This window comes from Roseateles sp., from assembly GCF_039595295.1.
Classification (GTDB): Bacteria; Pseudomonadota; Gammaproteobacteria; order Burkholderiales; family Burkholderiaceae_C; genus Roseateles.
Window position 1 is genome coordinate 24622 of record NZ_JBCNLU010000035.1, and the last position, 24069, is coordinate 48690.

Here is a 24069-nt window from a genome sequence, read left to right on the forward strand (position 1 = left end):
ACATGACCGAATCCTTCCGTCAACCCGCCCACGCCGGCGCGCCCCTGCAGGCCGCCGCCGCTCCCGGCCCGGTCGGCCCGAGCGCCCCGCCGATGAAGCGCGGCTCGATGGTGCCGCGCCCCTGGGGCCTGCGCACCCCGCCGGTGGAGGCGCTGCCCGGCGCCGAGCCGCCGCAGGCCTGGGAGACCGCCGCCCGACATCGCCGCAACGCGCTGAAGCTGGCCATCGCCGGCGCCACCGCGCTGGCCACCGGCGTGCTCTGGACCACCCACAACGGCTGGGCCGACAACCCCTGGGCCTTCGCGCTGCAGTGCGTGCATCTGGCGCTGTTCGCGCTGCTGTTCGCCTGGGTCAGCGCGGGCTGCGTGACGGCGGTGATGGGCTTCTGGGTGATGCTGCGCGGCGACCGCCACGCCATCTCCATCAAGGACGCCGGCCACGACGCGCTGGGCGCCGACGCCCGTACCGCGCTGGTCATGCCCATCTGCAACGAGGACGTCACCACCGTCTTCGCCGGCCTGCGCGCCAGCTGCGAATCGCTGGCCGCCGCCGGCGCGCTGCGGCTGTTCGACGTCTACATCCTGTCCGACTCCAGCGACCCGGAATGCCGCACGCAGGAGCTGGCCGCCTGGGCCGAGCTGCGCGCCCAGTTCGCCGGCCGCGGCCGCATCCATTACCGCTGGCGCCAGCGCCGCGTGAAAAAGAAGGCCGGCAACGTGGCCGACTTCTGCCGCCGCTGGGGCCGCAACTACCGCTACATGGTGGTGCTGGACGCCGACAGCGTCATGAGCGGCGACTGCCTGCTGGGCCTGGTCCGTCTGATGGAGAAGCATCCGCGCGCCGGCATCCTGCAGGCCGCCAACCAGGTCTGCGGCCACGACACGCCGCACGCCCGCGCGCAGCAGTTCGCGAGCCGCGTGACCGGTCGACTCTTCGCCGCCGGCATGCAGTTCTGGCAGCTGGGCGAGGCCCATTACTGGGGCCACAACGCGATCATTCGCGTCGAGCCCTTCATGAAGCATTGCGCCCTGGCCCCGCTGAACGGCAAGGAGATCATGTCGCATGACTTCGTCGAGGCCGCGCTGATGCGCCGCGCCGGCTACCAGGTGTGGCTGGTGGCGGACCTGCCGGGCTCCTACGAGCAGCAGCCCCCGCACCTGCTGGCCGAGCTGCAGCGCGACCGCCGCTGGTGCCAGGGCAACATCCAGAACGCCGGCCTGATCGCCGAGCCCGGCCTGCACGGCGTGCACCGCGCGATGCTGGTCACCGGCGCGCTGTCCTATCTCGCGGCCCCGCTGTGGCTGCTGTACGTGGGCCTGGGCGTGCTGCTCTGGAACGTCGGCGGCAGCGAGAGCTTCCGTCCCTTCATGAGCGACGGCTCGCTCGCCCCCGGCGTGGCCGGGCTGTGGCTGGGCACCATCGGCATGCTGACGCTGCCGCGCCTGCTGTCGGTGGCCGCGGTCATCCTGCGCGGCGAGCACGGCCAGTACGGCGGCGCGCTCAAGCTGCTGGCCAGCAGCGCGATGGAAGCGCTGATGTCGCTGCTGCAGGCACCGCTGCGCATGGTGGCGCACTCGATCTTCTGCGTGGTGGCGCTGACCGGCATTTCGCTGGAATGGAAGTCGCCCCCGCGGGCCGCCGAGGACGTGTCCTGGCGCGAGGCCTTCGCCGCCTTCGGCCGCGTGAGCGCCGCCACCGCGGTGTTCGCCGCGGTGGTGGGATGGATGAGCCCGTCGACGCTGATGTGGATGGCCCCGATCGCGCTGCCGCTGCTGCTGGCCGCGCCCATCACCGTGCTGTCCAGCCGCGCCCGACTGGGCGAGCGTCTGCGCGCCGCCGGCCTGATGGTGATTCCGGAAGAGAGCCGCACCCCGACCGTGCTGAGCAACGCCTGGGCCTATGGCCGCCAGGAGCGCCACCTTCCCGGCTGGACGGAGCTGGTGGCCAGCCGTCGCCTGACCGCGCTGGCGGCCGAGGCGATGGGCCGCCGCGAGATCGGCCACGGCGTGCGGGCGCGGGTTCGCGATCGTCGCCTCGTCGAGCTGGCCGCTCAGCCCGGCGCGCTGGAAGCGCTGACCAATGCAGAGCGCATGCGCTTCCTGAGCGAGCCGGCCCACCTGGTCCGTCTGGCCCAGCCGCATCGGCAGGCCGCCGGCCAACAGGAACTCCGCCTGGCCGCCTGATCGTCCTCCCTCATCACGATCCCGAGCGCCGCGCCGGGCGTTGGACAGACCGAGTCATGGCGGTCTCTCCGGCGCCCGGCGTCGGTCTTTCCGGCCCTCGCTTCGGGGCGGCCTCGTGGCTGCTTGGCCGCTCAAACCGGATCGCGGACGTGGCGCGTGACGCCCTCTGGCAGTTGCACCCATGCATGCATGCGGCAGGTGTAGACCGAGTCCCGCGGGGCCGGGAAATCCGGATCGCCGAAGCCGCCGACGGCGACGCCGACCGTGCCCTCGACGCCCTCCTCGGTGTGGAAGAGATTGCTGCCGCAGGCCGGGCAGAAGCGGAAGCGAAAGCGCGCCCCCTGGTCGCCCGTGCGCACGAATTCATTCGCGACGCCGACCACCTCATAGGGTTCCCGGAACGCGGCCAGCGCGGCGAAGACGCTGCCGGTGCGGCGCTGGCAGGCCAGGCAGTGGCAGAGGCCGGTCCCCAGCGGCTCCCCCTGCACGACGATCCTCAACTGACCGCAAGCGCAGGACGCTGTTCGTGAAGCCATCGACACCTCCCTGGAGATCGTGCATGGAGCACCGATGCTATGCGGCGTCGGAGGCCTTGGCTACACGGGCGACACATCCTTGCCCGTGAGACATCCTTCGGAAAAGGGAGGCTTCCCCCGCAAACGCGGGGCGCTCAGAGCGCCCAGAGCCGCGGCGTCGTGCCGTCGAGTCCCCACAACACCCGACGCCAGGCCGCCCAGCAGCGACGCAGCAGCAGGGACACCGGCTCGACCACCGGCCCCAGCGCGCGCACGACCAGCACGCCGTCCTGGGCCGCCGTCGCGCCGGCGGTGGCACGCAGCGGGTCGGCCTCGATGAGCGCGCGCACCGCGTCGAGCGCCTGCTCGCGGCGCTCGCGCAGGATCGCGGCGCCGCTGGCGAAGACCAGCGTCCCGAGGCAGCGATGCCCCGCCAGGCCCAGGTCGCCGTCCATCAGCAAGGCATCGGTCGCGTCAAGCAGACCGCGCTCCAGCCACACGCCGGGAATCTCCAGATGCTGCTGGAAGCGGCCGGTCGCGTAGGGCTGGTCGGCGCCGGGCAGGCCCAGCGCGGTGATGTCCCAGGCGAGCAGCTCCGCGCCGGGCGCGAGCTCGAAGCGGACTTCATTCAGCGCCTCGCAGCCGGGATAGGCGATGGCCTCCAGCGGCAGCCACTCGAGCCGGGCGCCCTCGCCCAGCCGCGCATGCAATCGCTGAGCGGCCAACGCGCCGGTTGGGCTGCGATAGAAGCGCGTCGCGCCGGGCGTGGTGATCAGCGCGTGAGCGCACTCATCCAGCGTGATCCCGATGTCCAGCGTGTCGCCGCCGACCAGGCCGCTGGGCGGATGCACCAGCACGCTGTGGCAGATCGCATCGCCCTCGGGATAGAGACTCTTGAGCAGGCGCAGCGGGCCCTCATGATCGTGGCGCACCACGCAGCGCGCGCCCTCGCGCCGGTAGTCGGCGCGCAGGCGCGCGAGCCAGTGTTTCTCGACGGACTTTTCGACGGACGACGGGGGCGATTCGCTCATGGCCGCGGATGTTAGAGGCTCCGCGCCCCTGAGCTCGCCACCCGACCGATCGCGGCTGCCGATTCCGCTTTCGCCCAGCGTCACTTGGGCAGCGTGATCCAGGCGTACTCCAGCCAGTTGTCGGCGCGATGCACGACCTTCACGCCTTGCCGCGTCGCCCACGGGATCACTTGCCGGTGCAGCGGCAGCACGTTCAGCTGCGTCCGGTACTCGACGAGCGCGGCCTTGATCAGCTGCTCGCGCTTGGCGGGATCGGCTTCGCTGGACGAGGCCGCGGCCAGCTGATCGAACTTGGCGTTGCGCGAGCGCCCGTAGTTGTAGAAGCCCGCACCCGAGGCCCGGTCCTCATTGCGATAGACGGGGGTGAAGATGGTTTCGGCATCGGTGATCGCGCCGCCCCAGCCCAGCAGATACAGCGAGGTCTCGTAGCGCTCCAGCTTGGGGAAGTAGAGGACGCGCGGCATCGCGTTGACCCGCACCTTGATCTTGATCTGCGCCCACATCGAGGCCAGCGCCAGGCAGATCCCCTCGTCGTTGACGTAGCGGTTGTTGGGGCAGTCGAAGCTGACCTCGAAGCCGTCGGCATAGCCGGCGTCGCTCATGAGCTTGCGGGCGGCGGCGAGGTCCAAGGGCAGTCGCGTCTCCAGCGCCGGGTCCCCGTAGGCGCCCAGCGGCGACGGCGTGAGGCCGCCGGTCGGCTCGGACAGGCCGTTCATGAGGCGCTTGCGGATGGCCTCGATGTCGATGGCCTGGTACATGGCCTGACGCACGCGCAGGTCCTGGAACGGATTCTTGCCATTGGACGTCTTGCCGTAGACCAGCGAGTCCCGCGCCTGATCCATGCCGACGAAGACCAGCCGGTTCTCGACGCCCTCGATGATCTGCACGCCCGGCGTCGAGCGCAGTCGCGGCACGTCGCGCGGCGACGGGTCGAGCAGCAGGTCGACCTCGCCGGAGATCAGCGCCGCGAGCCGCGTCGCGTCGTTGGCGATGGGCGTGAACTGGACTTCCTGCACATTGCCCTCGAAGCGGCCCCACCAGTTGGGGTTGCGCTTGTAGCTGGTGCGGATGCCGGGCTGGCGCCGCACCAGCATGAAGGGGCCGGTGCCGTTCGCGTTGAAACTGGCGAAGCTCTCCTCGTTGTCCTTGAAGCTGAGCGGCCGGGTGACCTTGTGCTGCTCGGACCAGGATTTGCTCATGATGAAGAGCAGGTCCAGGTGCTGGAGAAAGATGGGGTTGAAGCGCGGCTGGGTGATCTCGACGGTGAGATCGTCGATCTTGCGCGCGGTGCCCACCGCGTTGGCGTAAACCGCGATCTGGGAGCTGGGCGCCTTGGCGCGCTGCAGCGAGAAGACGACGTCGTCGGCGGTGAAGGCCGAGCCGTCGTGGAACTTGACGTTGGGGCGCAGCTTGAAGCGCCAGACGGTGGGGCTGATCTGCATCCACTCGGTGGCGAGGCCGGGGACGATGTTGAGCTGCTTGTCGCGAGAGGTGAGCCGCTCGTAGACCTGCGAATTCATCCCGTTGGTCTGGCTCTCGTTCTGCGAGTGGGGGTCCATGGTCTGCGGATCCCCCTGGCTGGCCCAGCGCAGGGTTTGCGCCTGAGCCGAGAGCAGCTCGTCCGGTCCCCCGGCGACCGCGCCGGCGCACAGCGCCAGCAGCATGAGCATCCGTGTCATCCCGATCTCCCGACGTCCCATGTCGTGGCGACGAGTTTAGGGAGCCGGACCCGAGCGGATGCTCGGGGTCTTTACGGACGGTGCGGGGATTGCCGGGGCGGGGTCAGTCCGTGTCAATGGACGTCGGGTGGGGTGGACTGGGATTCCGAGAGGGGTGCCGCCTCTGGGGTGGCTCGTCCATGACCGGCCAATCCCTGGTCGGCTTTCGATCCAGGTCGAAGAGACCGGGATAGCGTTTCAGCACGTTCTCGTAAGCGATCCGCTTGCCCTCCCGAATGGGGTCGAACTTCGGAACAGTCTTTCGCATGGCACACCTCATGGTTGGTGATGGGATAGGGTTGAAGATCAATGACGGGCACGCCCAGGGACATCGCGTCCTTCATCCAGAAGGGCAGCGACCGGGCGATGGCGGACACCTCGCCTTCTGGCGCTCGGACGTCCTGGAACGAGCTGCGAGCTTCGCGACGATCGATCACGAAGGCGTGCGATGGGTACTCGGTCGCGAGCCGTCTCAGGCCGAGGTGGTCGATGTTCTCTCCCGTTGCCGCGAGTCGAGCTCCGTAGGCCATCGCAATGGCCATGGCTCGCTCCATCTCGACCAAGCGGTGCGGATCAATCTGCTCTGCGATCGGTCGATACAAGCCGCCCACCAGTTTCGCGACGGCGCTGAAGGCGCCCTCGGCAGTCAGCCCTTCGTCTGCGAGGTCCTGCAGCGATTCGACGAATGCGCCCAGCTGATGCGGACGTAGCGAGTCCAACACGCCGCAGAATTCCAGCGCCGAGCTACGGCCGTTGATCACATCCGGCCGCGGCACCTGCATGTCCAACGGCCCCAACTCCGCCCGGTCATCCATGTGGAGCACCGCCGCCCCGACGACGATGAGCGTGCCCGCGCTCTTGCAGTAGCGCGGCACGAGCGCGTGGAACTCCTCGTAATGACAGCCAATCGCTCGCGCGATCCTGAACGCCGCGTGCGGATCGCCGCCGGGCGTCTCCAGCACGACCAGCGCCCTCGCGTGGGTCTTGCGCGTTTCGAGTAGCTCGCTCAAGCGCTCGTAGCCGGCCATGGTGATCGGCCCCGCGTAGGTGATCACGTCGAAGGGCGCCTCGAGCGGCTCCGTTTCCGCCGCATCGTCTGCCACGCGCTCAGGCCGAGCCGCCTCTTTCCAAAGTACTGCCATCGGAAATCCTCCTGCGCCAGACATCGACGCGAAGCCCGCATCTTCCGGCGTGAGGTTCCCACGCGCCATTGCCTGAACTAGGAGAGAGTTGCCCTGAACATCGGGCAGGCCTACCGACTCGTGCGATGGCAGACTACCGAAGCAAGTGAGACAGCCTCAGCCCGCCGGCGCCTGCCACAGCTCGTCGAGCTTCTGGAAGCCCCAGGTGGCCGGATCCTCGCGGCCGATGATGCGGTCCGACGCGCCCGGCGAGGACAGGTCCAGCACCTGCGTCGGGATCGGCATCTGCGACTTCGTCGAGTAGAAGGCCCGCACCCGCGGCGCGGTCAACGCCGTGGCGTTCTGTTCCAGCACCACCGCCAGCTTGCCCGACTGCAGCTTCACCAGCGTCCCCACCGGGTAGATGCCCACGCACTTCACGAAGGCCTGGAACACCCGCGGATCGAAATGCCCCGCCCACTGCGCCATTCGCGCCAGCGAGGCCGCCGGATCCCAGGCGGTCTTGTAGGGCCGGTTCGAGGTGATCGCGTCGTAGACGTCGCACACCGCGCCCATGCGCGCCAGCAGGCTGATCTCCTCGCCCTTGAGCTTGCCCGGATAGCCCGTGCCGTCCATCTTCTCGTGATGCCGCAGCGCCACGTCCAGCGCCCCCTCCGACACCGCCGCCCCTTCCTTCAGCATCTCGAAGCCGCGGGTGGGGTGGTCGCGCATGATGGCGAACTCGTCGTCGGTCAGCGAGCCCGGCTTGTTGAGCACGTCCAGCGGCATCGCCATCTTGCCGATGTCGTGCAGCAGCCCGGCCAGGCCGGCGTCGAGGGTCTGCGCCTCGTCCAGGCCCATCTGCCGGGCCAGCGACACCATCAGCGCGCACACCGCCACCGAGTGCATGTAGGTGTAGTCGTCCTTGGTCTTGAGCCTCGCCAGGCTGATCAGCGCCGAGGGGTTGCGCACCACGGAGCTCGCCACCTCCGCCACCAGGGGCAGGCATTGCTCGGCGTCGACCGCCTTGCCCAGACGCGCCTCGCCGAACAGCGTCATCACCGCGCGCTTGGAGCGCTGCATCACTTGCGTGGCGCGCTCGAGCTCCTCGCCCATCGACGCGGGCGTGGTGCTCAAGTCGGGCCGCGGCCGCCCGGCCACGACGGCCGGCGCCTCGGGCACGACGGCGACGACCGCCTCCGGCTGAGCCGAAGCCGATGCCGGCGCCGACGCGGCGGGCTTCGCCCCGTCCACGTCCAGGCCCAGCGACGAATCGATCCAGCAGAACGGGACGCCGCTCGCCTGCAGCGCGCGGAGATCGGCCGGATCGGTCAGGACGAACTTGGTCTTCCAGAACGGATGCGAGAGCCACGAGCCCTCCATCCCATGCAGGTACATGCCCAACCGAACTTGCGAGGTGGCAATCTTCTTCAGCATGACCGGCGCTCTCCTCCAGGACGACACAGTATGGCGCCCTCCTCGGCGCCCGCACAGTCGTCCACGCAAAAAACAAGAGCCGCCCGGGACCGGGCGGCTTTGCTGCGATCCAGGCTACGCCGGTAGCCTGCCACGAGTCAGCGGAATCGCGATTGCGGGACTGTACGGAGTTCCGACGGGAGACTCGCCAAATATTGGGACAAGGTCTTGAGTTCCGCATGCGTGAACTGCTTGACCTGACCCGCCATCACCGCGTTGGTGCGGCCGACGTAGTTCTTGCCCTCGGTCTGGTAGGACTTCAGCGCCACGTACAGATAGTCGGCGTGCTGGCCGGCGATCTTGGGATACGTGCCGTCGATGGGCTTGCTGAAGTTGGCACCATGGCAGCTCGCGCAGGCGCCCTTGTCCAGCAGCTTGCGCACGTCGGCGGGCGGCTCGACGGTCGCGGGCACCGGCTCGACCTTGGCCTGGGTGGCGTAGTACTCGGAGATCTGGGCGATGTCCTCGTCCTTGAGCGGCACGGCGATGCCGCGCATGGTCGGGTGCTTGCGGTCGCCCTTGGCATAGGCCGCCAGCGCCGCCGCGATGTACTTGGCGTTCTGGCCCGCGATCATCGGGACCTTGTGCACTTCCGGGAAGGTCGCCTGATATCCGGGAATGCCATGGCAGCCGATGCACATGGCCACCTTGGCCTGCACGGGCGCCTGGGCACCGGGCGACGCGGTGCCAGGACTTGCCGGGGTTGCCGCCGGCGCTTGTCCCGGCGCCGGTTGGGAGGATGCGTTGGACTGAGCCGATACAACAAAAGCACTACCAGCCAGCATCAACGCGAGGGAGATCTGCAGTTGTCTTCTCATGGTCCCGATCATCAAGGATTTGGGGCGGCGCGATTATAGGGGGGGCCCTATATACTGGTTTTCACCGCTGCGCTAGAGAAACCGCTCATGAAATTCCAAGGCACGCAAGACTACGTCGCCACCCCCGACCTGATGCTGGCCGTCAACGCCGCCATCACGCTCAAGCGGCCGCTGCTGGTCAAGGGCGAACCCGGCACCGGCAAGACGCTGCTGGCCGAGGAAGTCGCCAAGGCGCTGGACCTGCCGCTGCTGCAATGGCACGTCAAGAGCACGACCAAGGCCCAGCAGGGGCTGTACGAGTACGACGCCGTCTCCCGCCTGCGCGACAGCCAGCTCGGGGACGACAAGGTCCGGGACATCAAGAACTACATCGTCCAGGGCACGCTGTGGCAGGCCTTCGCGTCGGAGACCCCGGTGGCGCTGCTGATCGACGAGATCGACAAGGCCGACATCGAGTTCCCCAACGACCTGCTGCGCGAGCTCGACCGCATGGAGTTCTACGTCTACGAGACGCGCGAATGGGTCCGGGCCAAGCACCGCCCGTTGGTGTTCATCACCTCCAACAACGAGAAGGAGCTGCCCGACGCCTTCCTGCGCCGCTGCTTCTTCCACTACATCAAGTTCCCCGAGGCCGACACCATGCAGGCCATCGTGGACGTGCACTTCCCCGGCCTGAAGAAGGAGCTGCTGGCCGCGGCGCTCAAGACCTTCTACGACGTGCGCAAGCTCCCCGGACTCAAGAAGAAGCCCTCCACCTCGGAGCTGATCGACTGGCTCAAGCTGCTGCTGGCCGAGGACATCCCGCTGGAAGCGCTGCAGACCCAGGACGAGAAGGTCGCCATCCCGCCGCTGGTGGGGGCGCTGCTCAAGAACGAGCAAGACCTGACCCTGTTCGAGAAGCTCGTCTACATGCAGAGCCGCAACCGTTGAACGCCGCCTCGCTGTCGCTCGCCGCCCCGGTCACGCTGACCGGCCCGCATGCCCGGCTGGAGCCGCTGTCCCGCGCGCACCACGACCCGTTGCTGGAGGCCGTCAAGGACGGCGAGCTGTGGAAGCTCTGGTACACGGCCGTGCCGGCGCCGGACCGGCTGGCCGCCGAGATCGACCGGCGCCTGGCGCTGCGCGAGGCCGGGACGATGAACCCCTTCACCGTCTTCGACGCCGCGGGCCGCGCGGCCGGCATGACGACCTACATGAACATCGACGCGGCCAATCGCCGTGTCGAGATCGGCTCGACCTGGACCCGCGCTTCGTGTCAGCGCAGCGCGCTCAACACGCAGTGCAAGCTGCTGTTGCTGCGCCACGCGTTTGAGTCGCTGGGCTGCATCGCCGTCGAGTTCCGCACCCACCGCCTGAACCAGCAGAGCCGCAAGGCCATCGAGCGCCTGGGCGCGCAACTGGACGGGGTGCTGCGCTCGCACCAGCGCATGCCCGACGGCACGCTGCGCGACACCTGCGTCTACAGCATCACCTCGGCCGAGTGGCCAACCATCCAGAATCATCTCCAGTGGCAGCTGGACAAACCCCGGAGCGCCTGATGGCCGCAGCGAAGAACAAGAGCGACAAGAGCAGCAAGGGCGACAAGAGCGGCAAGAGCAAGCCGGTCAATAGGTCCGACGCCGCCGTGATGGACGTCGATGCGCTCTGGGCGATGGACCGCCTGGGCGCGCCGACGCTGTCGCCCGACGGCGCGCAGGCCGTGCTGCCGGTGACGCGCTTCGACATGGAGAAGAACCAGGGTCGCACCACGCTGTGGCTGCTGTCGACGCTGGGCGGCGCGCCGCGCGCGCTGACGCAGGCCGGCGAGAAGGACGGCCAGCCGCGCTGGAGCCCCGAAGGCGGCCTGGTCGCCTTCGTCGCCCGGCGCGAGCAGGAAGGCCACAAGGACGAGGCGCCGCAGCTCTACGTGATCCCGCCCGACGGCGGCGAGGCCCGCCGCGTCACCCGCGCCCCCTTCGGCGTCGACGCCTTCAAGTGGTTCCCGGACGGTCGCCGGCTGGCCTTCGTCTCCTGGGTCGATCCGACGCTCAAGGGCCAGGACGCGCAGGCCAAGGCCCGTCAGGCCGAGAAGGATCGCAAGGAGACCGCCTACGTCACCGAAGAGGGCTTCTACCGCTTCTGGGACCACTCGCTGCCCATGGGCCGCGTCCCTCACCTGCATGTCGTCGACATCGAGACCGGAGAGGTCCGCGACCTCTTCGAGGGCACGCCCTATGAGCTCAGCCGCGCAGAGCCCGACGCCGACACCTTCGACATCTCGCCCGACGGCCGCCGCATCGTCTTCAGCTTCGACCCGGCCGAGAAGAAGGTGCTGGAGTACCGCAACGGCCTGGCCGAGATCGACGTGCGCTCCGGCCGCGCGCAGCCGCTGCTGGTCGATCCCGACTGGGACTTCAGCGCGCCGGTCTACAGCCATGCGGGTCAGCACATCGCCTTCATCGCCAGCCATCAGGGGCTGAAGCACACGATGCCCGCGCAGCTCGCGGTGCTGGACACCCACGGCCACTGGGCGGTGCTGTCGGAGGAGTGGGACCATGACGTCGCCGCGCCGCTGCGCTGGGACGAAGACGACCTGGGCGTCATCTTCTGCGCCGAGGACCGCGGCCGTCGCCACCTCTACCGCTTCGACGTCAAGACCCTGCACCCCTTCGCGCTCTGCGAGGGGGGCCACATCGGCTCGTTCGCGCTGTCGGCCGGGACGCTGGTGGTCCTGCATGACAGCGCCTCGTTCCCGCCGCGGCTCTCGCTGGTCGAGCGCGAAGGCGAAGCCGACGAGCAGGTGCTGCGCCGCCTGGAGTCCTTCAACGACGAGGTGCTGGGCACGCGCCGCATGGGCGCGGTCGAGGAACTCTGGTACGAGGGCGCGCTGGGCGAGCTGGTGCAGATGTGGCTCTACTACCCGCCCGGCTTCGATCCCAAGAAGAAGACCAAGGCGCCGCTGATGCAGCTCATCCACGGCGGCCCGCACACGGCCATGGGCGACAGCTGGCACTGGCGCTGGAACCATCAGCTGATGGCGGCCGAGGGCTTCGTCGTGGCCTGCGTGAACTATCACGGCTCGTCCAGCTTCGGCAACCGCTTCGCCGACGCCATCACCGGCCGCTGGGGCACGCTGGAGTGCGAGGACATCGAGATCGCCACCGATCTGCTGCTCAAGCAGCCCTGGGCCGATCCCAAGCGGCTGTTCGCCACCGGCGGCAGCTACGGCGGCTACATGGTCGCGTGGATGAACGGCCATCTGGCCCAGGGCCGCTACCAGGCCTACGTCTGCCATGCGGGCTGCTTCGACTGGCAGGCCATGTTCGCCAACGACGCGTACCACTGGCACGCGAAGGAGCTGGCCGCCTGGTACTGGGACGACCCCGCGCGCGTCGCGGCGCAAAGCCCGATCGCCTACGCGCAGCACTTCAACACCCCGACGCTGGTCATCCACGGACAACTCGACTACCGCGTGCCCGACGCGCAGGGCCTGGCCTACTACAACACGCTCAAGGCGCAGAACGTGGACGCCAAGCTCGTGTGGTTCCCGGACGAGAACCACTGGATCCTGAAGCCGCGCAACAGCAAGCTCTGGTACCGCGAGTTCTTCGATTGGCTCAAGCGTTACGACACGGCGGGCGCCAAGGCGAAGGCCAAGGCCAAGACGGCCGTCAAGACGAGCGCGAAGCCGCCCCGCGGCGCCTGATCCGCGCGGCCCATGCCGCGGGCGGCGCGTCCACGCGCGGCGGCAACGGGTGCAGCGGCGGCGGTCGCAGCACCGCCACCGGCGGCCCCGTGGGGGTCAGGTCTCGTCCCAGTCCAGGTCGCCGCACAACACGCGCAGCCGGCCGTCCTGCCAATAGGCGACAGAGACCGTCACGCACATCCTGGCCCCGTGCAGGCTCAGATACGGACGCGTGACCTGCACCTCGCCCACCGCCTCCACCGCGCGGCGGAAGTACGGCCGGCGCGCCCAGCGCGCATCGCCGGCGCGCTCCATGGGCAGGAAGCGCGGATCCAGGTCCAGCGGCGTGTCCGCCGGGACCGCGCGCGGGCCGATCTCGCGGCCGTCCTCGTCCAGCAGCACGCACATCTGCGCGCCCGCCAGCTTGAGAAACACCGCGCAGGCCTCGGCCAACGGCCGGCCCTGCTGCAGCGGCTGCAGCGCCAGCGCGATCGCGGTGCGGAACGGCGTCAGCCGGTCCAGGTGGTCGCGGCGCAACTGGGCCTGGCGGTCGTTGAACAGGCTCCATACGCCCTCGAGCTCCGGCGACACGCCCTGCTCGTCGCGCAGCTGCGGCGCCGGGTGGCCGAAGGCGAAGCCCTGTACCAGGTCCACGTCGGCGTCCATCGCCATCTGCGCGTCCTCGGGCGTCTCGATCCCCTCGAGCAGCACCAGCGCGCCGCACTCGTGCAGCAGCGCCACCATCTGCGCCAGCACCCTCGCCATCTTGCGCGAGCCCCGGGTGCGCTTGAGCAGCGAGCGGTCCAGCTTCACGACCTCCGGCCGGATGCGCCAGATGCGGTCGAAGTTGGAATGCCCCACGCCGAAGTCGTCCAGCGCCAGCAGGCAGCCCGTGGCCCGGGCCGCCTCGACCGCGTCCTCGAAGCTGTCGTCGCGGGCCATCACGTCCTCAGTGACCTCGAAGACCAGGCGGTGCGTGGGCAGGCCCAGGTCGTGGACCACCTCCACCGCGCGCGCCAGCATCCGCACCTGCATCGCCGCATGGACGAAGACCGCCGGATGGATGTTCAGGAACAGCCAGCAATCGGTCTGCCGCTGCGACACGAAGTTGTGCACGTGCAGCAGCCGGCACAGCCGGTCCAGCCAGACCTGTTCGTCGAAATTGCCCACGCCCTCGAACGCCGCCACCGGCGGGATGGGCCGGCCGCGCTCGTCCTCGACCCGCACCAGCGCCTCGTAGCCGACGGGTCGCCGGTGGGGGAAGCTGTAGATGGGTTGGAAGGCGCTCGTGAGCCGGTGGCTCCCGTGCTGCGCGACCCAGCGACCGCGCTCCTCGGTGATGGCGCCGTAAAGCGCCTGAAGCATCGCCTCGACCTCGACGTTGACCGCCAGGTCCACGCCTTGCCCGTCGCCCTTGTAGCCGTCCATGCGCCGCCCGATCCCAACTGTTGTCGATCGCCAGGCTACGCGCCACGCGTGCACCGGCGTGGAGCCGATGCTACGCCCTTGTCCGCCGTGGATAATGCCCCGACGCCCTGCGGTTCAGGGGGGATGCCCATGCTGATCCAGTTCTTCTACACGCTCCGCGCCGCCAAGCTCCCGGTCTCCGTGAAGGAGTACCTGACGCTGCTCGACGCCATGAAATCCGGCGTCCTGGACGACGATGGCGGCCCGACCCTCGACAAGTTCTACGCGCTGGCCCGCACCGCGCTGGTCAAGGACGAGGCGCTGTTCGACAAGTTCGACCGCGCGTTCGGGGCCTACTTCAAGGGGGTTGAGTTGACCGGCGAGCTCTTCAAGGCGCTCCCGCAGGACTGGCTCACCAAGCAGCTCGAACGTGAGCTCACGCCCGAGCAGCTGGCGCAACTCAAGGCGCTCGATTGGGACGAGCTCATGGACACCCTGCGCCAACGGCTGGAAGAACAGAAGGAACGTCACGAGGGCGGGAGCCGCTGGATCGGCACCGGCGGCACCAGCCCCTTCGGCAACGGCGGGCAGAACCCGCGCGGCGTGCGCATCGGCGGCCCCGGCGGCCAGCGCAGCGCGGTCAAGGTCTGGGATCAGCGCTCGTACCGCGACTACGACGACGGCATCGAACTGGGCACCCGCAACATCAAGGTCGCCCTGCGACGGCTGCGCCGCTTCGCGCGCGAGGGCTCGGAGCTGGAGCTCGACCTGGACGACACCATCCACAAGACGGCGGCCAACGCCGGCATGCTGGACATCCGCATGGTCCCCGAGCGGCACAACAAGGTGAAGCTGCTGCTGCTGATGGATGTCGGCGGCACGATGGACGAGCACGTGCACCGTGTCGAGGAGCTCTTCTCCGCGGTGAAGAGCGAGTTCAAGCACATGGAGTTCTATTACTTCCACAATTGCGTCTACGACTTCGTGTGGAAGCAGAACCAGCGCCGCTTCAGCGAGAAGACCTCGACCTGGGACCTGATCCACAAGTACAACCGCGACTACAAGCTGATCTTCGTCGGCGACGCCACGATGAGTCCCTACGAGATCCTGCAGCCCGGCGGCAGCGTGGAATACAACAACGAGGAAGCCGGCGCCGAATGGCTGCAACGTCTGACCAGCCACTTCACCAAACACGTCTGGATCAACCCCGAGCCCGCGGGCGTCTGGCAGTACCGCCAGAGCATCGCGCTGATCCAGCAGTTGATGCAGCAGCGCATGATGCCGCTCACCATGAGCGGCCTCGAGCAGGCGATGCGCGTGCTCAACCGATGACGGCGACGCGCGCGGACGCTCTGCTCGGTCGACTGCTGCGCGGCTGGCTGCTGATCCTGATGGTCGGCGCCGGCGGCGCGGGTTTGAGCGGCTGCTCGCTGCTGCCCGCCAACACCAAGACCACGCAGCTCAAGGTCGCCCAGCCGGCCGAGGCCGACACCGACAACCCCAACGTCACCACGCGCCGCATCTCGGCCTACGAGCTGACCATCGAGGCCCCGCCCGAGCTGCGCGCGCTGCTGATGGAACACCTGGACCTGGCGCGCTTCCGCGACACGCCGGACGACATGCGCCTGACCGCGGCCGAGTTGCGCCGTCTGGCCGCCGTCGCGCCGGAGCAGGCGACCAAGCTGCTGGAGACCGCCGGCTACTTCAACGCCAAGGTCAAGACCGAGGAGATCGGCGACCTGTCCGACGGCGTGCGCAATCTGCGTCTGGTCGTGGACACCGGCCCGCGCGCCCTGGTGCGGCAGATGGACCTGCGCATCGAGGGCCCGCTCAAGACCGCGGCCGAGCGCGGCGACAAGCTGGCCACCGCGCTGGAGCGCACGCTGATGCAAAGCTGGCAGCTCCCTGTGCAATCCGGCTTCAGCCAGGGCGACTGGTCGGCGTCGAAGAACGCGCTGCTGACGCGGGCCCGCGCGCAGGGCTATCCGCTCGCCCGCATGACCCACAGCGAAGCCGTGGTGCAGGCCGACGACAACCAGGTCGACATCGCGGTGACGCTGGAAAGCGGACCGCTGTTCACGCTGGGCGAGCTGACGGTCGAGGGCCTGAAGCATCAGCCGGAAGAAAGCGTGCGGCGGCTGGCCGGTTATCAGCTGCATCAGCCCTACAACGAGAAGCTGCTGCTGGACTTCCAGGAACGGCTGGTCGGCACGCAGCTTTTCGACAGCGCCAGCGTCGAGATCCAGCCCGAGAGCGTGACGCCGCCGCCCGGCGCGGAATCGGTCGAGGTGCCGGTGACGGTGAAGGTCCGCGAGGCCGCCCGCCAGCAAGTCACGCTGGGTCTGGGCTATCAGACCGTCGACGGCCCCAGCGCCAGCGTCGAGTACACGCACCGCAAGCCCTTCGGCCTGAACATCCGCGAGCGCACCAAGCTCGAACTGGCCAAGACGCGCCAGGTGCTGGAAACCGAAGTCAGCTCGCATCCGCAGCCCAACATGCAGCGCAGCCTGGCCTCGGTGCGGCTGGAGCGCATCGACGACAACAACCAGGTCAACACCAACCTGAGCACCCGGCTGGGTTACGCCAAGGAGACCGAGCCCGAGGACCGGCTGACCTACGTCGAGCTGCTGCGCTCCTGGGAGCACAAGCAGGACGTGCAGACCACGGTCGCGGGCGCCGTCTCGCTGAACCAGCAGATGACCTGGCGCCGGCTGGACTCGCGCGTGCTGCCGACCAAGGGCTGGAGCGCCACGGCCACCGTCGGCGGCGGCTGGGCCGACAGCACGACGCAATCCAAGGGGCCGTTCGCGCGGGCGATCGGCAAGGCCTACTGGTATCACCCGCTGCCCGGCAAGTGGCTGTTCTCGACCCGGGTCGAGGCCGGCCAGATCCTGGCCAAGACAAACGTCGGCCTGCCCGAGGCGCTGCGCTTCCGCACCGGCGGCGACGACACCATCCGCGGCTACGCTTTCGAGACGCTGGCGCCGGTGGACTCCGCGGGCAACCTGACCGGCGGCCGCGTGCTGCTCGACGGCAGCGTGGAGTTCTCGCATCCGCTCACGCCGCGCATCCCGCAGCTGATGGGCGCGCTGTTCCTGGACGCCGGCAATGCCGCGCAGAACTGGGGCGACTATCGTCCCGCCTGGGCCTACGGCACCGGCCTGCGCTACCGCAGCCCCGTGGGCGTGCTGCGCTTCGACTTCGCCAAGGGCAACCAGGTCGACAAGTGGCGCATGCATTTCAGCCTCGCCATCAGCCTGTGACGTGATGCCATGAGCGACCCGCGCGACGACGCCCCCACCCCGCCGACGGACGGCACGCCCGTCCCCTCCGCCGCTGCGCCCGCCGCCGCACCGTCGAGGCGCCGCCGCCGCGCGCGCGGCCTGCTGTGGGCGCTGCTGCTGATTCCGCTGATCGCCGGCGCGCTGCTGCTGGCCCTGACCTGGGCGCTGAAGACCGAAGGCGGCACCGCCTACGTGCTGGCCAAGGTCCCCGGCCTGAGCCTGAACAACGCTCGTGGCAGCCTGCTGGGCAATTTCGATGTCGACCGCGCCGAGCTCCTCCTGCCCGGCACCGAGGACCGCATCGTGCTGGAGCAGCTGCAATGGCGCGGCGTGCGGCTGGGCTGGAACCGCTCCCCGCTGCTGTGGGGCGAGGTGCTGGCCGACCGGCTCGCGGTCCAGCGGCTGCGGGTGCAGATGGCCCCCTCGGGCGAGCCGACCCAGGCGCCGACCAGCTTGCTGTCGCCGGTGGCGATCTCGATCAAGGATCTGCAGATCGACGAGCTCTTCGCGCCCGGTCTGACGCAGCCCTTGCGCGGCCTGCGCGGCAGCGCGGCGCTGGGCGCCGACGGCGGCGAGAAGCACCGCGTCGAGGTGAAGTCGCTGGCCTGGCAAGGCCTGACCCTCGCCGGCAAGGCCGAGATCGCCACGCGCGAGGATCTGACGCTCGCCAGCCAATGGACGCTGGCGCAGCCGCAGGGCGAGCTCCCGTGGACCGCGCCCTTCCGGCTGGACGGACCGCTGAAGGAACTCGCGCTGCAAGGGGCGCTGGAGGCCGCCAGGCAGAAGCTGCAGCTCCAGGCGCGGCTGCAGCCCTTCGCGCCCTTCCCCGTCGCGCAGCTGCAAGCGCAAGCCCAGGGCGTGGACCTGGCCGCGCTGCTGCCGGGCACGGACGGCGTGCCCCGCACCGGCCTGACGGGCAAGCTGTCGCTGACGCCGAATGCGGACAAGTCGCTCACCGTGACGGCGGATCTGGCCAACGACGCCGCCGGCCGGCTGGATCAGGATCGGTTGCCGCTGAGCACGCTGAAGCTGGATCTGCTGCTCGACCCGTCCAACTGGACGCGGCTGCGCCTGCCTACGCTGGACGCCCAGATCGCCGGCGGCGGCCGTCTGCTTGCGACCGGTCAGACCAGCGGCAAGGACGGCAGCGTGCTCACGCTGCGACTGGACGGGCTGGACAGCCGCCGCATCAACTTGAGCTGGCCGCTGGTCCAGGCCCGCGGCGAGCTGCGTCTGAAGACGACGGCGAGTCTGGACAAGGCCGGCGCGGACCAGGCGCTGCACGTCGAGGGCGATCTGTCCGGTCTGCTGGGCCAAGGCCGCTTGCAGGCGCCGATGGAGGTCTCGCTGGCTGCCGAGTTGCGCACCCAGGCGATCGTGCTGCAGCGGCTGCGCGCCCGCTCGGGCCCCGCCACGCTGCAGGCGGAAGGCGAGCTCGGATTGAACGAGACACTGTCGCTGGCCGAGGGCTGGAAGGCTCGGGTCGAGGCCTCGGTACAGGGCTTGGATCCGCGTCGTCTCAGCCCGGAGCCGCTGCCTGACGGCGCCGTGCCGCAGGCGCTGAACGCGCGCGTGCAGGCGGCGCTGCAATCGGTGCGCGGCAGCTTGTGGCCGCAAGGCAAGGCCGAGGTCGACCTGCAACCCAGCCAGTGGCAGGGCCTGCCCCTGCAAGGACAGGTGCGCTACAGCCGCAGCGGATCGGCTCCGCCCGATCTCGCCGCCGATCTGCGGCTGGCCGACGCGACCCTCAGCGCGCGCAGCCGCATCAACGCCGCCGCCAAGCGGGAGCAGGTGGATCTCTCGCTGGACCTGAACGCGCCCAAGCTGGCCAACCTTCAACCGATGCTGCGCGCTCGCTTCCCCCAGGCGACGATCGTGGGCAGTGCGCAGGCGCAAGCCAGTGTGCTCCTGGTTCAACCGGGTGCGCGTCAGGCGCAGTACGGCAGCGACGGCAAGTGGCAGGTTCAGGGCTTCGCGCTGTCCGGCGTGCCGGGCCTGCCAGCCAATTCCGGCAGCCGTCCGGCGCTGCAGATGGACACGGCCACCGGCCAGTGGTCCTTGTCCAGCCTGAAGGACGCCAAGCTCTCCTGGACCACCGAGCTGCGCACGCTGCGCCTGCCGCAGCAAAGCACCCGACTGGACGAGGTCCGCCTGGACCTGTCCGGCAGCTGGGCGCAGCACAAGCTCACGCTGAGCACGCGCGGCCAGGTGCCGCTGCCGCCGGTGCTCACGCAGCCCGCGCCCACCAAGGTCGTGGCCCGCGCGCAGGCAGCCAGCGGCACCGGCGCGCAGCCGGTGCCGCTGGATCCGCAGGGCGCGCGCGCGCAGCTGTCGCTGGAAGGCGCGCTGGAAGCCGATCCGTTGCAGGCCTGGCGTCAAGGCGGGCTGTGGCAGGCGCGCGCGCTGTCCCTGCAGTTGGAGGGCGGCCAGCAGTCGCTGCCGCTGTTCAAGACCGAGGGACTGTCGGGCTCGCTGCGGCTGGATCCAGGACTGGATCCGCGTCAGGCGACGCTGGCCCCGGGCCGGATGGAAGTGCTGGGCGCCGGCGTGCGCTGGGACCGCATGAACTGGCAGTCGCCGCGCGACTGGGATGTGCAGGCCGTGCTGGAGCCGCTGGCCGCGGCGCCGGTGCTGTCCAAGCTGCAGCCGGACTTCGGCTGGGGCGGCGATCTGCTGATCGAGGGCCGGCTCAAGACGCGCAGCGACGCGCGCGGGCTGACCCTGGACTTCATGCTGGAGCGCACCCGCGGCGACCTGACCGTCACCGACGAAGTCAGCACGCAACGGCTGGCGCTGACCGATCTGCGGCTGGGCGTGCTGGCCGACCAGGGCGTGTGGCACCTGGTGCAGGGCGTGGCGGGCGAGAACATGGGCGCGGTCGGCGGCGCGGTGACCTTCCGCAGCGCCAATCCGCATGCGCTGCCCACGACCGACGCGCGGCTGGAAGGCGGCATCGAGGCCAAGGTCGACAACCTCGGCAACTGGGGTCCGTGGGTGCCGGCGGGCTGGCGTCTGGGCGGCAGCCTCTACGCGACGCTGCAACTGGGCGGCACGCTGGGCGCGCCGGAGATCCGCGGCCAAGCCGGCGGTCAGAAGCTGTCGCTGCGCAACGCGCTGATGGGCGTGGACATGCAGCAGGGCGAGCTCGCGCTGACCATGAGCGGCCGCGAGGCCAAGCTGGAGAAGTTCACCGCCAAGGCCGGCAACGGCAGCGTCAGCCTGGACGGCAACCTGCACTTCGGCGCGGATCCGCATGCCGAGCTCTCGCTCAAGGCCGAGACCTTCGCCCTGCTCCAGCGCGTGGACCGGCGCGTGGTCGCCACCGGCGGCGCGCAACTCAAGGCCAGCGCGCAGCTGCTGGATCTGAAGGGCCAGTTCGTCGTCGTCGAAGGGCTGTTCGACTTCTCGCGCGGCGACGCGCCGCAACTCGACGGCGATGTGCAGGTCGTGCGCGCCAACAGCCCGCCCAAGGCGGTGGACGGCAGCGGCAAGCCGATGCGGCTCAAGCTCGATCTGGACCTGGACCTGGGTCGGCGTTTGCAGCTCAAGGGCTACGGCATCGACACGAAACTGCGCGGTCAGCTGCATGTGGCGCAGGACGGCCAGGCGCGTCCGCAGATGACCGGCGAGGTGCGCAGCGAAGGCGGCACCTTCAACGCCTACGGTCAGAAGCTGGTCGTGGAGCAAGGCGTGTTCAGCTTCGTCGGACCGCTGGACAACCCGCGGCTGGACGTGCTCGCGATCCGGCCGGACCTGGAGAACGACGCCGTGCGGGTGGGCGTGACGGTGACCGGCACGGCCAGCAGCCCGCGCATCCGGTTGTACTCCGACCCGGACATGAGCGAGACCAACAAGCTGTCCTGGCTGGTGCTGGGCCGCGCGCCGGACAACCTGGGCCGCACCGACACCGCACTGATGCAGCGCGCCGCCATGGCCCTGATCAGCGGCGACGGCGAGAGCGCCAGCGACAAGCTGATCCACAACATCGGCCTGGACGAGCTGTCCTTCAGCGGCGAGGGCGACGACGCGCGCGGCACCGTGGTGCGGCTGGGCAAGCAGGTCAGCCGCAACGTCTTCGTCGCCTACGAGCGCGGGCTGAACGCGACGACGGGCTCCTGGCAGCTGATCTACAAGCTGGCCCAGCGCTTCACGCTGCGGGCGCGGGCCAGCGAAGTCCAGCAGGGCCTGGATGTGATCTGGCAGTGGAAGTGGGAGTAGGCATGCGAGAATCCGCCCCTCTCGCGGCCCAGGCATGCCGGGTCGCCCGCGGCAGCCACTAGGCCCGCAGATCCTCTCCGTAGTTCAATGGATAGAACGGCCGCCTCCTAAGCGGCAAATACAGGTTCGATTCCTGTCGGAGGGACCACCCGGTCCCTAGCGCCCCAGCACGATGGTCACCAGCGCGGACGCATCCGAGATGCCCGTCACCGCGTGCGTGACGCCCCCCTCGAGATAACAGAGCTGCCCCGCGCGCAGGCGCTGGCGCTGCTCGGCGCCGTCGGTCAGGACGCTCAGTTCGAGTTCCCCTTCCAGGCAATGCAGGGTGATCTCCCCGTCGACCTTGTGCGGCGGGAAGACCTTGCCCGCCGGCAGCACCAGGCGCATGACTTCCAGCCCGGGGGACTTGAACAGCGCCGACGACTGCGTCGACGTGAGCGCCGCGCCCAGCGGGGCGACGTCGACGGGCTGGGCGGGGGCGGCGTGCGGGAGGGCCATGGAACTGCTCCTCTGAGGCTGGCGACTTGGCCTGACGATCCGTCGATCATGGCACCGACGGGGCTGGGGCGCACGCTCCGACCCCGTGCTTTCGTCGGGGATGCGGACCACCGCACGCGGGGGCCGTAAATGAGGGGTAAACCACCGTCTCATGCCGGGCCGGATTTTTGCCTCGGACATATACTGGGAACGCCTTTGCTCCGTCACGATCGGCCTTGTCCGGCGCATCGGGGCAAGCGGCGCCAAGCAGCCAGGCTGTACCGTTTCAGGATTTTTTTCATCATGGGCGCCAAACTGAAAGTCGCGGGCTGGGTCGCGTTGGGAGCGATGACCGGCGTGTTGACCACGATGCAGCTGCAGGCCAATGCGCGCAGCAGCACGACGTCCCCGCTCCCATTGGAAGAGCTGCAACAGCTCGCCGCCGTGTTCGGGATCGTCAAGTCCGATTACGTCGAGCCCGTCGACGAAAAGAAGCTGATCAACGACGCCATCTCCGGCATGGTCAGCGGCCTGGACCCCCATTCGCAGTTCTTCGACAAGAAGAGCTTCAAGGAATTCCGCGAGAGCACCACCGGCCGCTTCGTTGGCGTGGGCATCGAGATCGGCATGGAAGACGGCCTGGTCAAGATCGTCTCTCCCATCGAAGGCAGCCCCGCCTTCCGCGCCGGCCTCAAGAGCGGCGACCTGATCAGCAAGATCGACGACACGGCGGTGCGCGGCCTGACCCTGGATCAGGCGGTCAAGAAGATGCGCGGCGAACCCAACACGAAGGTGACGCTGTCCATCTATCGCAAGTCGGAGAGCCGCACCTTCCCCGTGACCATCAATCGCGAGGAAATCAAGGTCCAGTCGGTGCGCGCCAAGATGGTCGAGCCCGGCTACGCCTGGGTCCGCGTGAGCCAGTTCCAGGACCGCACCGTCGAGGACTTCAGCCAGAAGCTGGCCGACCTGTACAAGCAGGACCCCAAGATCAAGGGCGTGGTGCTGGACCTGCGCAATGACCCGGGCGGCCTGCTCGAGGGCGCGGTGGCGATCTCCGCCGCCTTCCTGCCCAAGGGCGTCGAGGTCGTCTCGACCAACGGCCAGCTGTCCGAATCCAAGGCCAGCTACCGCGCCGACCCCGACTTCTATGCCCGCCGCGGCTCCGGCGATCCGCTGCGCCGTCTGCCGGACTCGATCAAGAACGTCCCGCTGGTCGTGCTGGTGAACGAGGGCTCCGCCTCCGCCAGCGAGATCGTGGCCGGCGCGCTGCAGGACCACAAGCGGGCGACCGTGATGGGTCTGCAGACCTTCGGCAAGGGCTCGGTGCAGACGGTGCGCCAACTCGGCCCGGACACGGCGGTCAAGCTGACCACCGCGCGCTATTACACGCCCAGCGGCCGTTCGATCCAGGCCAAGGGCATCGTCCCCGACATCCCGCTGGACGAGACCGCCGAGGGCAACGTCTTCGCCGAGCTGCGCATGCGCGAGGCCGATCTGGAGAAGCACCTGACCAGCGCCGACGAGAAGTCGGAGGAAGCCCGCTCCAAGGAGCTGGAGAAGCTGCGTGAGGAACGTCGCCAGAAGCTGGAGGCCGACTACGCCAAGCGCGCCGAGCCGCCCAAGCCGCTGCCCGAGTTCGGCAGCACCGAGGACTTCCCGCTGCAGCAGGCGCTGAACCAGCTCAAGGGCAAGCCCGTGGCGGTGTCCAAGGTCGCGCAGGAGCGCAAGGCCGAGGCCAAGACGCAGTAAAGCGCGCCCTCGCCCTCGCCCGCAAGGCTCCCTGGACCATGTCCTCGGGGCCTTTCTCTTTTATGCTTGCCCTCCTATGGATGACGAGCAACTGCTGCGCTACTCGCGCCACATCCTGCTGGACGACATCGGCGTCGAGGGACAACAACGGCTGCTGGCCGCACATGCGCTGGTCATCGGCGCAGGCGGCCTGGGATCACCGGCCGCGCTGTTCCTGGGCACCGCCGGGGTCGGCCGCATCACGCTGGTCGATCACGACCGCGTCGATCTGACCAATCTTCAGCGCCAGATCGCCCACAGCCTGGACCGCGTCGATCAGCCCAAGGCGCTGTCGGCGGCGGCGGGCATCGCGGCGATCAATCCGGAACCGAAGGTGCGACCGCTGATCGCGCGCGCCGATGCGGC

At 69.2% G+C, this 24069-nt stretch carries 17 protein-coding genes and 1 tRNA gene; 10 read left to right on the forward strand and 8 right to left on the reverse strand.

The window, feature by feature from the left end:
• Positions 1-2 precede the first annotated feature (2 nt).
• Entirely contained in the window at positions 3-2183 is a 2181-nt protein-coding gene (mdoH, locus tag ABDW59_RS19890) for a glucans biosynthesis glucosyltransferase MdoH (protein ID WP_343632329.1), read from the forward strand.
• Between the two features lie 131 nt (positions 2184-2314).
• On the opposite strand, the gene ABDW59_RS19895 is transcribed toward mdoH, so the two are convergent.
• From ABDW59_RS19895 to ABDW59_RS19920, 6 genes are all read right to left on the reverse strand, one after another.
• On the reverse strand, positions 2315-2719 hold the full coding sequence (locus ABDW59_RS19895) for a GFA family protein (RefSeq protein ID WP_343632331.1): 405 nt from the start codon (positions 2717-2719) through the stop codon (positions 2315-2317).
• 134 nt (positions 2720-2853) lie between these two features.
• A complete protein-coding gene (locus ABDW59_RS19900) occupies positions 2854-3729 on the reverse strand; it encodes an urease accessory protein UreD (protein ID WP_343632333.1) in 876 nt (291 codons plus the stop codon).
• An 80-nt stretch (positions 3730-3809) separates the two neighbouring features.
• Complete coding sequence (locus ABDW59_RS19905; protein ID WP_343632335.1) at positions 3810-5408, reverse strand: ABC transporter substrate-binding protein; 1599 nt, start codon at positions 5406-5408, stop codon at positions 3810-3812.
• Positions 5409-5521: 113 nt separating this feature from the next.
• On the reverse strand, positions 5522-6589 hold the full coding sequence (locus ABDW59_RS19910; protein WP_343632337.1) for a hypothetical protein: 1068 nt from the start codon (positions 6587-6589) through the stop codon (positions 5522-5524).
• A gap of 156 nt (positions 6590-6745) precedes the next feature.
• The gene (locus ABDW59_RS19915; RefSeq protein WP_343632339.1) at positions 6746-8005 is read right to left on the reverse strand and encodes an HD-GYP domain-containing protein; all 1260 of its coding nucleotides are present in this window, start codon (positions 8003-8005) and stop codon (positions 6746-6748) included.
• Between the two features lie 137 nt (positions 8006-8142).
• Entirely contained in the window at positions 8143-8862 is a 720-nt protein-coding gene (locus tag ABDW59_RS19920; protein WP_343632341.1) for a c-type cytochrome, read from the reverse strand.
• Between the two features lie 87 nt (positions 8863-8949).
• On the opposite strand from ABDW59_RS19920, the gene ABDW59_RS19925 reads away from it, so the two are divergent.
• Genes ABDW59_RS19925 through ABDW59_RS19935 form a run of 3 tightly spaced genes read left to right on the forward strand, consistent with a single transcriptional unit; the run spans position 8950 to position 12547 of the window.
• Positions 8950-9792 (forward strand): MoxR family ATPase, encoded by an 843-nt coding sequence (locus ABDW59_RS19925; RefSeq protein ID WP_343632343.1) that lies wholly within the window; start codon positions 8950-8952, stop codon positions 9790-9792.
• Positions 9793-9803: 11 nt separating this feature from the next.
• Positions 9804-10400, forward strand: coding sequence for a GNAT family protein (locus ABDW59_RS19930; RefSeq protein ID WP_343632366.1), 597 nt, complete (start codon positions 9804-9806; stop codon positions 10398-10400).
• Positions 10400-12547 carry a S9 family peptidase gene (locus ABDW59_RS19935; RefSeq protein WP_343632345.1) on the forward strand — a complete coding sequence of 716 codons (2148 nt, stop codon included), beginning with the start codon at positions 10400-10402 and terminating at the stop codon, positions 12545-12547. The genes ABDW59_RS19930 and ABDW59_RS19935 overlap by 1 nt, the downstream gene beginning before the upstream one ends.
• A gap of 96 nt (positions 12548-12643) precedes the next feature.
• Here the strand turns inward: ABDW59_RS19935 and ABDW59_RS19940 are convergent, their stop codons facing one another.
• Positions 12644-13954 (reverse strand): EAL domain-containing protein, encoded by a 1311-nt coding sequence (locus tag ABDW59_RS19940; protein ID WP_343632347.1) that lies wholly within the window; start codon positions 13952-13954, stop codon positions 12644-12646.
• A 129-nt stretch (positions 13955-14083) separates the two neighbouring features.
• On the opposite strand from ABDW59_RS19940, the gene ABDW59_RS19945 reads away from it, so the two are divergent.
• The 4 genes from ABDW59_RS19945 (at position 14084) to ABDW59_RS19960 (ending at position 21583) form a co-directional block, all read left to right on the forward strand.
• Positions 14084-15265, forward strand: coding sequence for a VWA domain-containing protein (locus ABDW59_RS19945; RefSeq protein ID WP_343632349.1), 1182 nt, complete (start codon positions 14084-14086; stop codon positions 15263-15265).
• The gene (locus ABDW59_RS19950; RefSeq protein ID WP_343632351.1) at positions 15262-17196 is read left to right on the forward strand and encodes a BamA/TamA family outer membrane protein; all 1935 of its coding nucleotides are present in this window, start codon (positions 15262-15264) and stop codon (positions 17194-17196) included. The genes ABDW59_RS19945 and ABDW59_RS19950 overlap by 4 nt, the downstream gene beginning before the upstream one ends.
• A 9-nt stretch (positions 17197-17205) precedes the next feature.
• The gene (locus ABDW59_RS19955; protein ID WP_343632353.1) at positions 17206-21435 is read left to right on the forward strand and encodes a translocation/assembly module TamB domain-containing protein; all 4230 of its coding nucleotides are present in this window, start codon (positions 17206-17208) and stop codon (positions 21433-21435) included.
• Between the two features lie 73 nt (positions 21436-21508).
• Positions 21509-21583: transfer RNA gene (locus ABDW59_RS19960), tRNA-Arg, on the forward strand.
• Between the two features lie 8 nt (positions 21584-21591).
• Here ABDW59_RS19960 and ABDW59_RS19965 read toward each other — a convergent pair.
• A complete protein-coding gene (locus ABDW59_RS19965; protein ID WP_343632356.1) occupies positions 21592-21933 on the reverse strand; it encodes a cupin domain-containing protein in 342 nt (113 codons plus the stop codon).
• 282 nt (positions 21934-22215) lie between these two features.
• On the opposite strand from ABDW59_RS19965, the gene ABDW59_RS19970 reads away from it, so the two are divergent.
• Positions 22216-23664: a S41 family peptidase gene (locus ABDW59_RS19970; RefSeq protein WP_343632358.1), complete on the forward strand. Its 1449-nt coding sequence runs from the start codon at positions 22216-22218 to the stop codon at positions 23662-23664.
• A 76-nt stretch (positions 23665-23740) separates the two neighbouring features.
• The coding region (locus ABDW59_RS19975) for a ThiF family adenylyltransferase (protein WP_343632360.1) at positions 23741-24069 on the forward strand (329 nt) is incomplete at its 3' end.

Excerpts from the sequence above, each read along its gene's own strand:
- mdoH (WP_343632329.1), top strand. The coding sequence starts at position 3 with ATGACCGAATCCTTCCGTCAACCCGCCCACGCCGGCGCGCCCCTGCAG.
- ABDW59_RS19895 (WP_343632331.1), bottom strand. The coding sequence starts at position 2,719 with ATGGCTTCACGAACAGCGTCCTGCGCTTGCGGTCAGTTGAGGATCGTC.
- ABDW59_RS19900 (WP_343632333.1), bottom strand. The coding sequence starts at position 3,729 with ATGAGCGAATCGCCCCCGTCGTCCGTCGAAAAGTCCGTCGAGAAACAC.
- ABDW59_RS19905 (WP_343632335.1), bottom strand. The coding sequence starts at position 5,408 with ATGACACGGATGCTCATGCTGCTGGCGCTGTGCGCCGGCGCGGTCGCC.
- ABDW59_RS19910 (WP_343632337.1), bottom strand. The coding sequence starts at position 6,589 with ATGGCAGTACTTTGGAAAGAGGCGGCTCGGCCTGAGCGCGTGGCAGAC.
- ABDW59_RS19915 (WP_343632339.1), bottom strand. The coding sequence starts at position 8,005 with ATGCTGAAGAAGATTGCCACCTCGCAAGTTCGGTTGGGCATGTACCTG.
- ABDW59_RS19920 (WP_343632341.1), bottom strand. The coding sequence starts at position 8,862 with ATGAGAAGACAACTGCAGATCTCCCTCGCGTTGATGCTGGCTGGTAGT.
- ABDW59_RS19925 (WP_343632343.1), top strand. The coding sequence starts at position 8,950 with ATGAAATTCCAAGGCACGCAAGACTACGTCGCCACCCCCGACCTGATG.
- ABDW59_RS19935 (WP_343632345.1), top strand. The coding sequence starts at position 10,400 with ATGGCCGCAGCGAAGAACAAGAGCGACAAGAGCAGCAAGGGCGACAAG.
- ABDW59_RS19940 (WP_343632347.1), bottom strand. The coding sequence starts at position 13,954 with ATGGACGGCTACAAGGGCGACGGGCAAGGCGTGGACCTGGCGGTCAAC.
- ABDW59_RS19945 (WP_343632349.1), top strand. The coding sequence starts at position 14,084 with ATGCTGATCCAGTTCTTCTACACGCTCCGCGCCGCCAAGCTCCCGGTC.
- ABDW59_RS19950 (WP_343632351.1), top strand. The coding sequence starts at position 15,262 with ATGACGGCGACGCGCGCGGACGCTCTGCTCGGTCGACTGCTGCGCGGC.
- ABDW59_RS19955 (WP_343632353.1), top strand. The coding sequence starts at position 17,206 with ATGAGCGACCCGCGCGACGACGCCCCCACCCCGCCGACGGACGGCACG.
- ABDW59_RS19965 (WP_343632356.1), bottom strand. The coding sequence starts at position 21,933 with ATGGCCCTCCCGCACGCCGCCCCCGCCCAGCCCGTCGACGTCGCCCCG.
- ABDW59_RS19970 (WP_343632358.1), top strand. The coding sequence starts at position 22,216 with ATGGGCGCCAAACTGAAAGTCGCGGGCTGGGTCGCGTTGGGAGCGATG.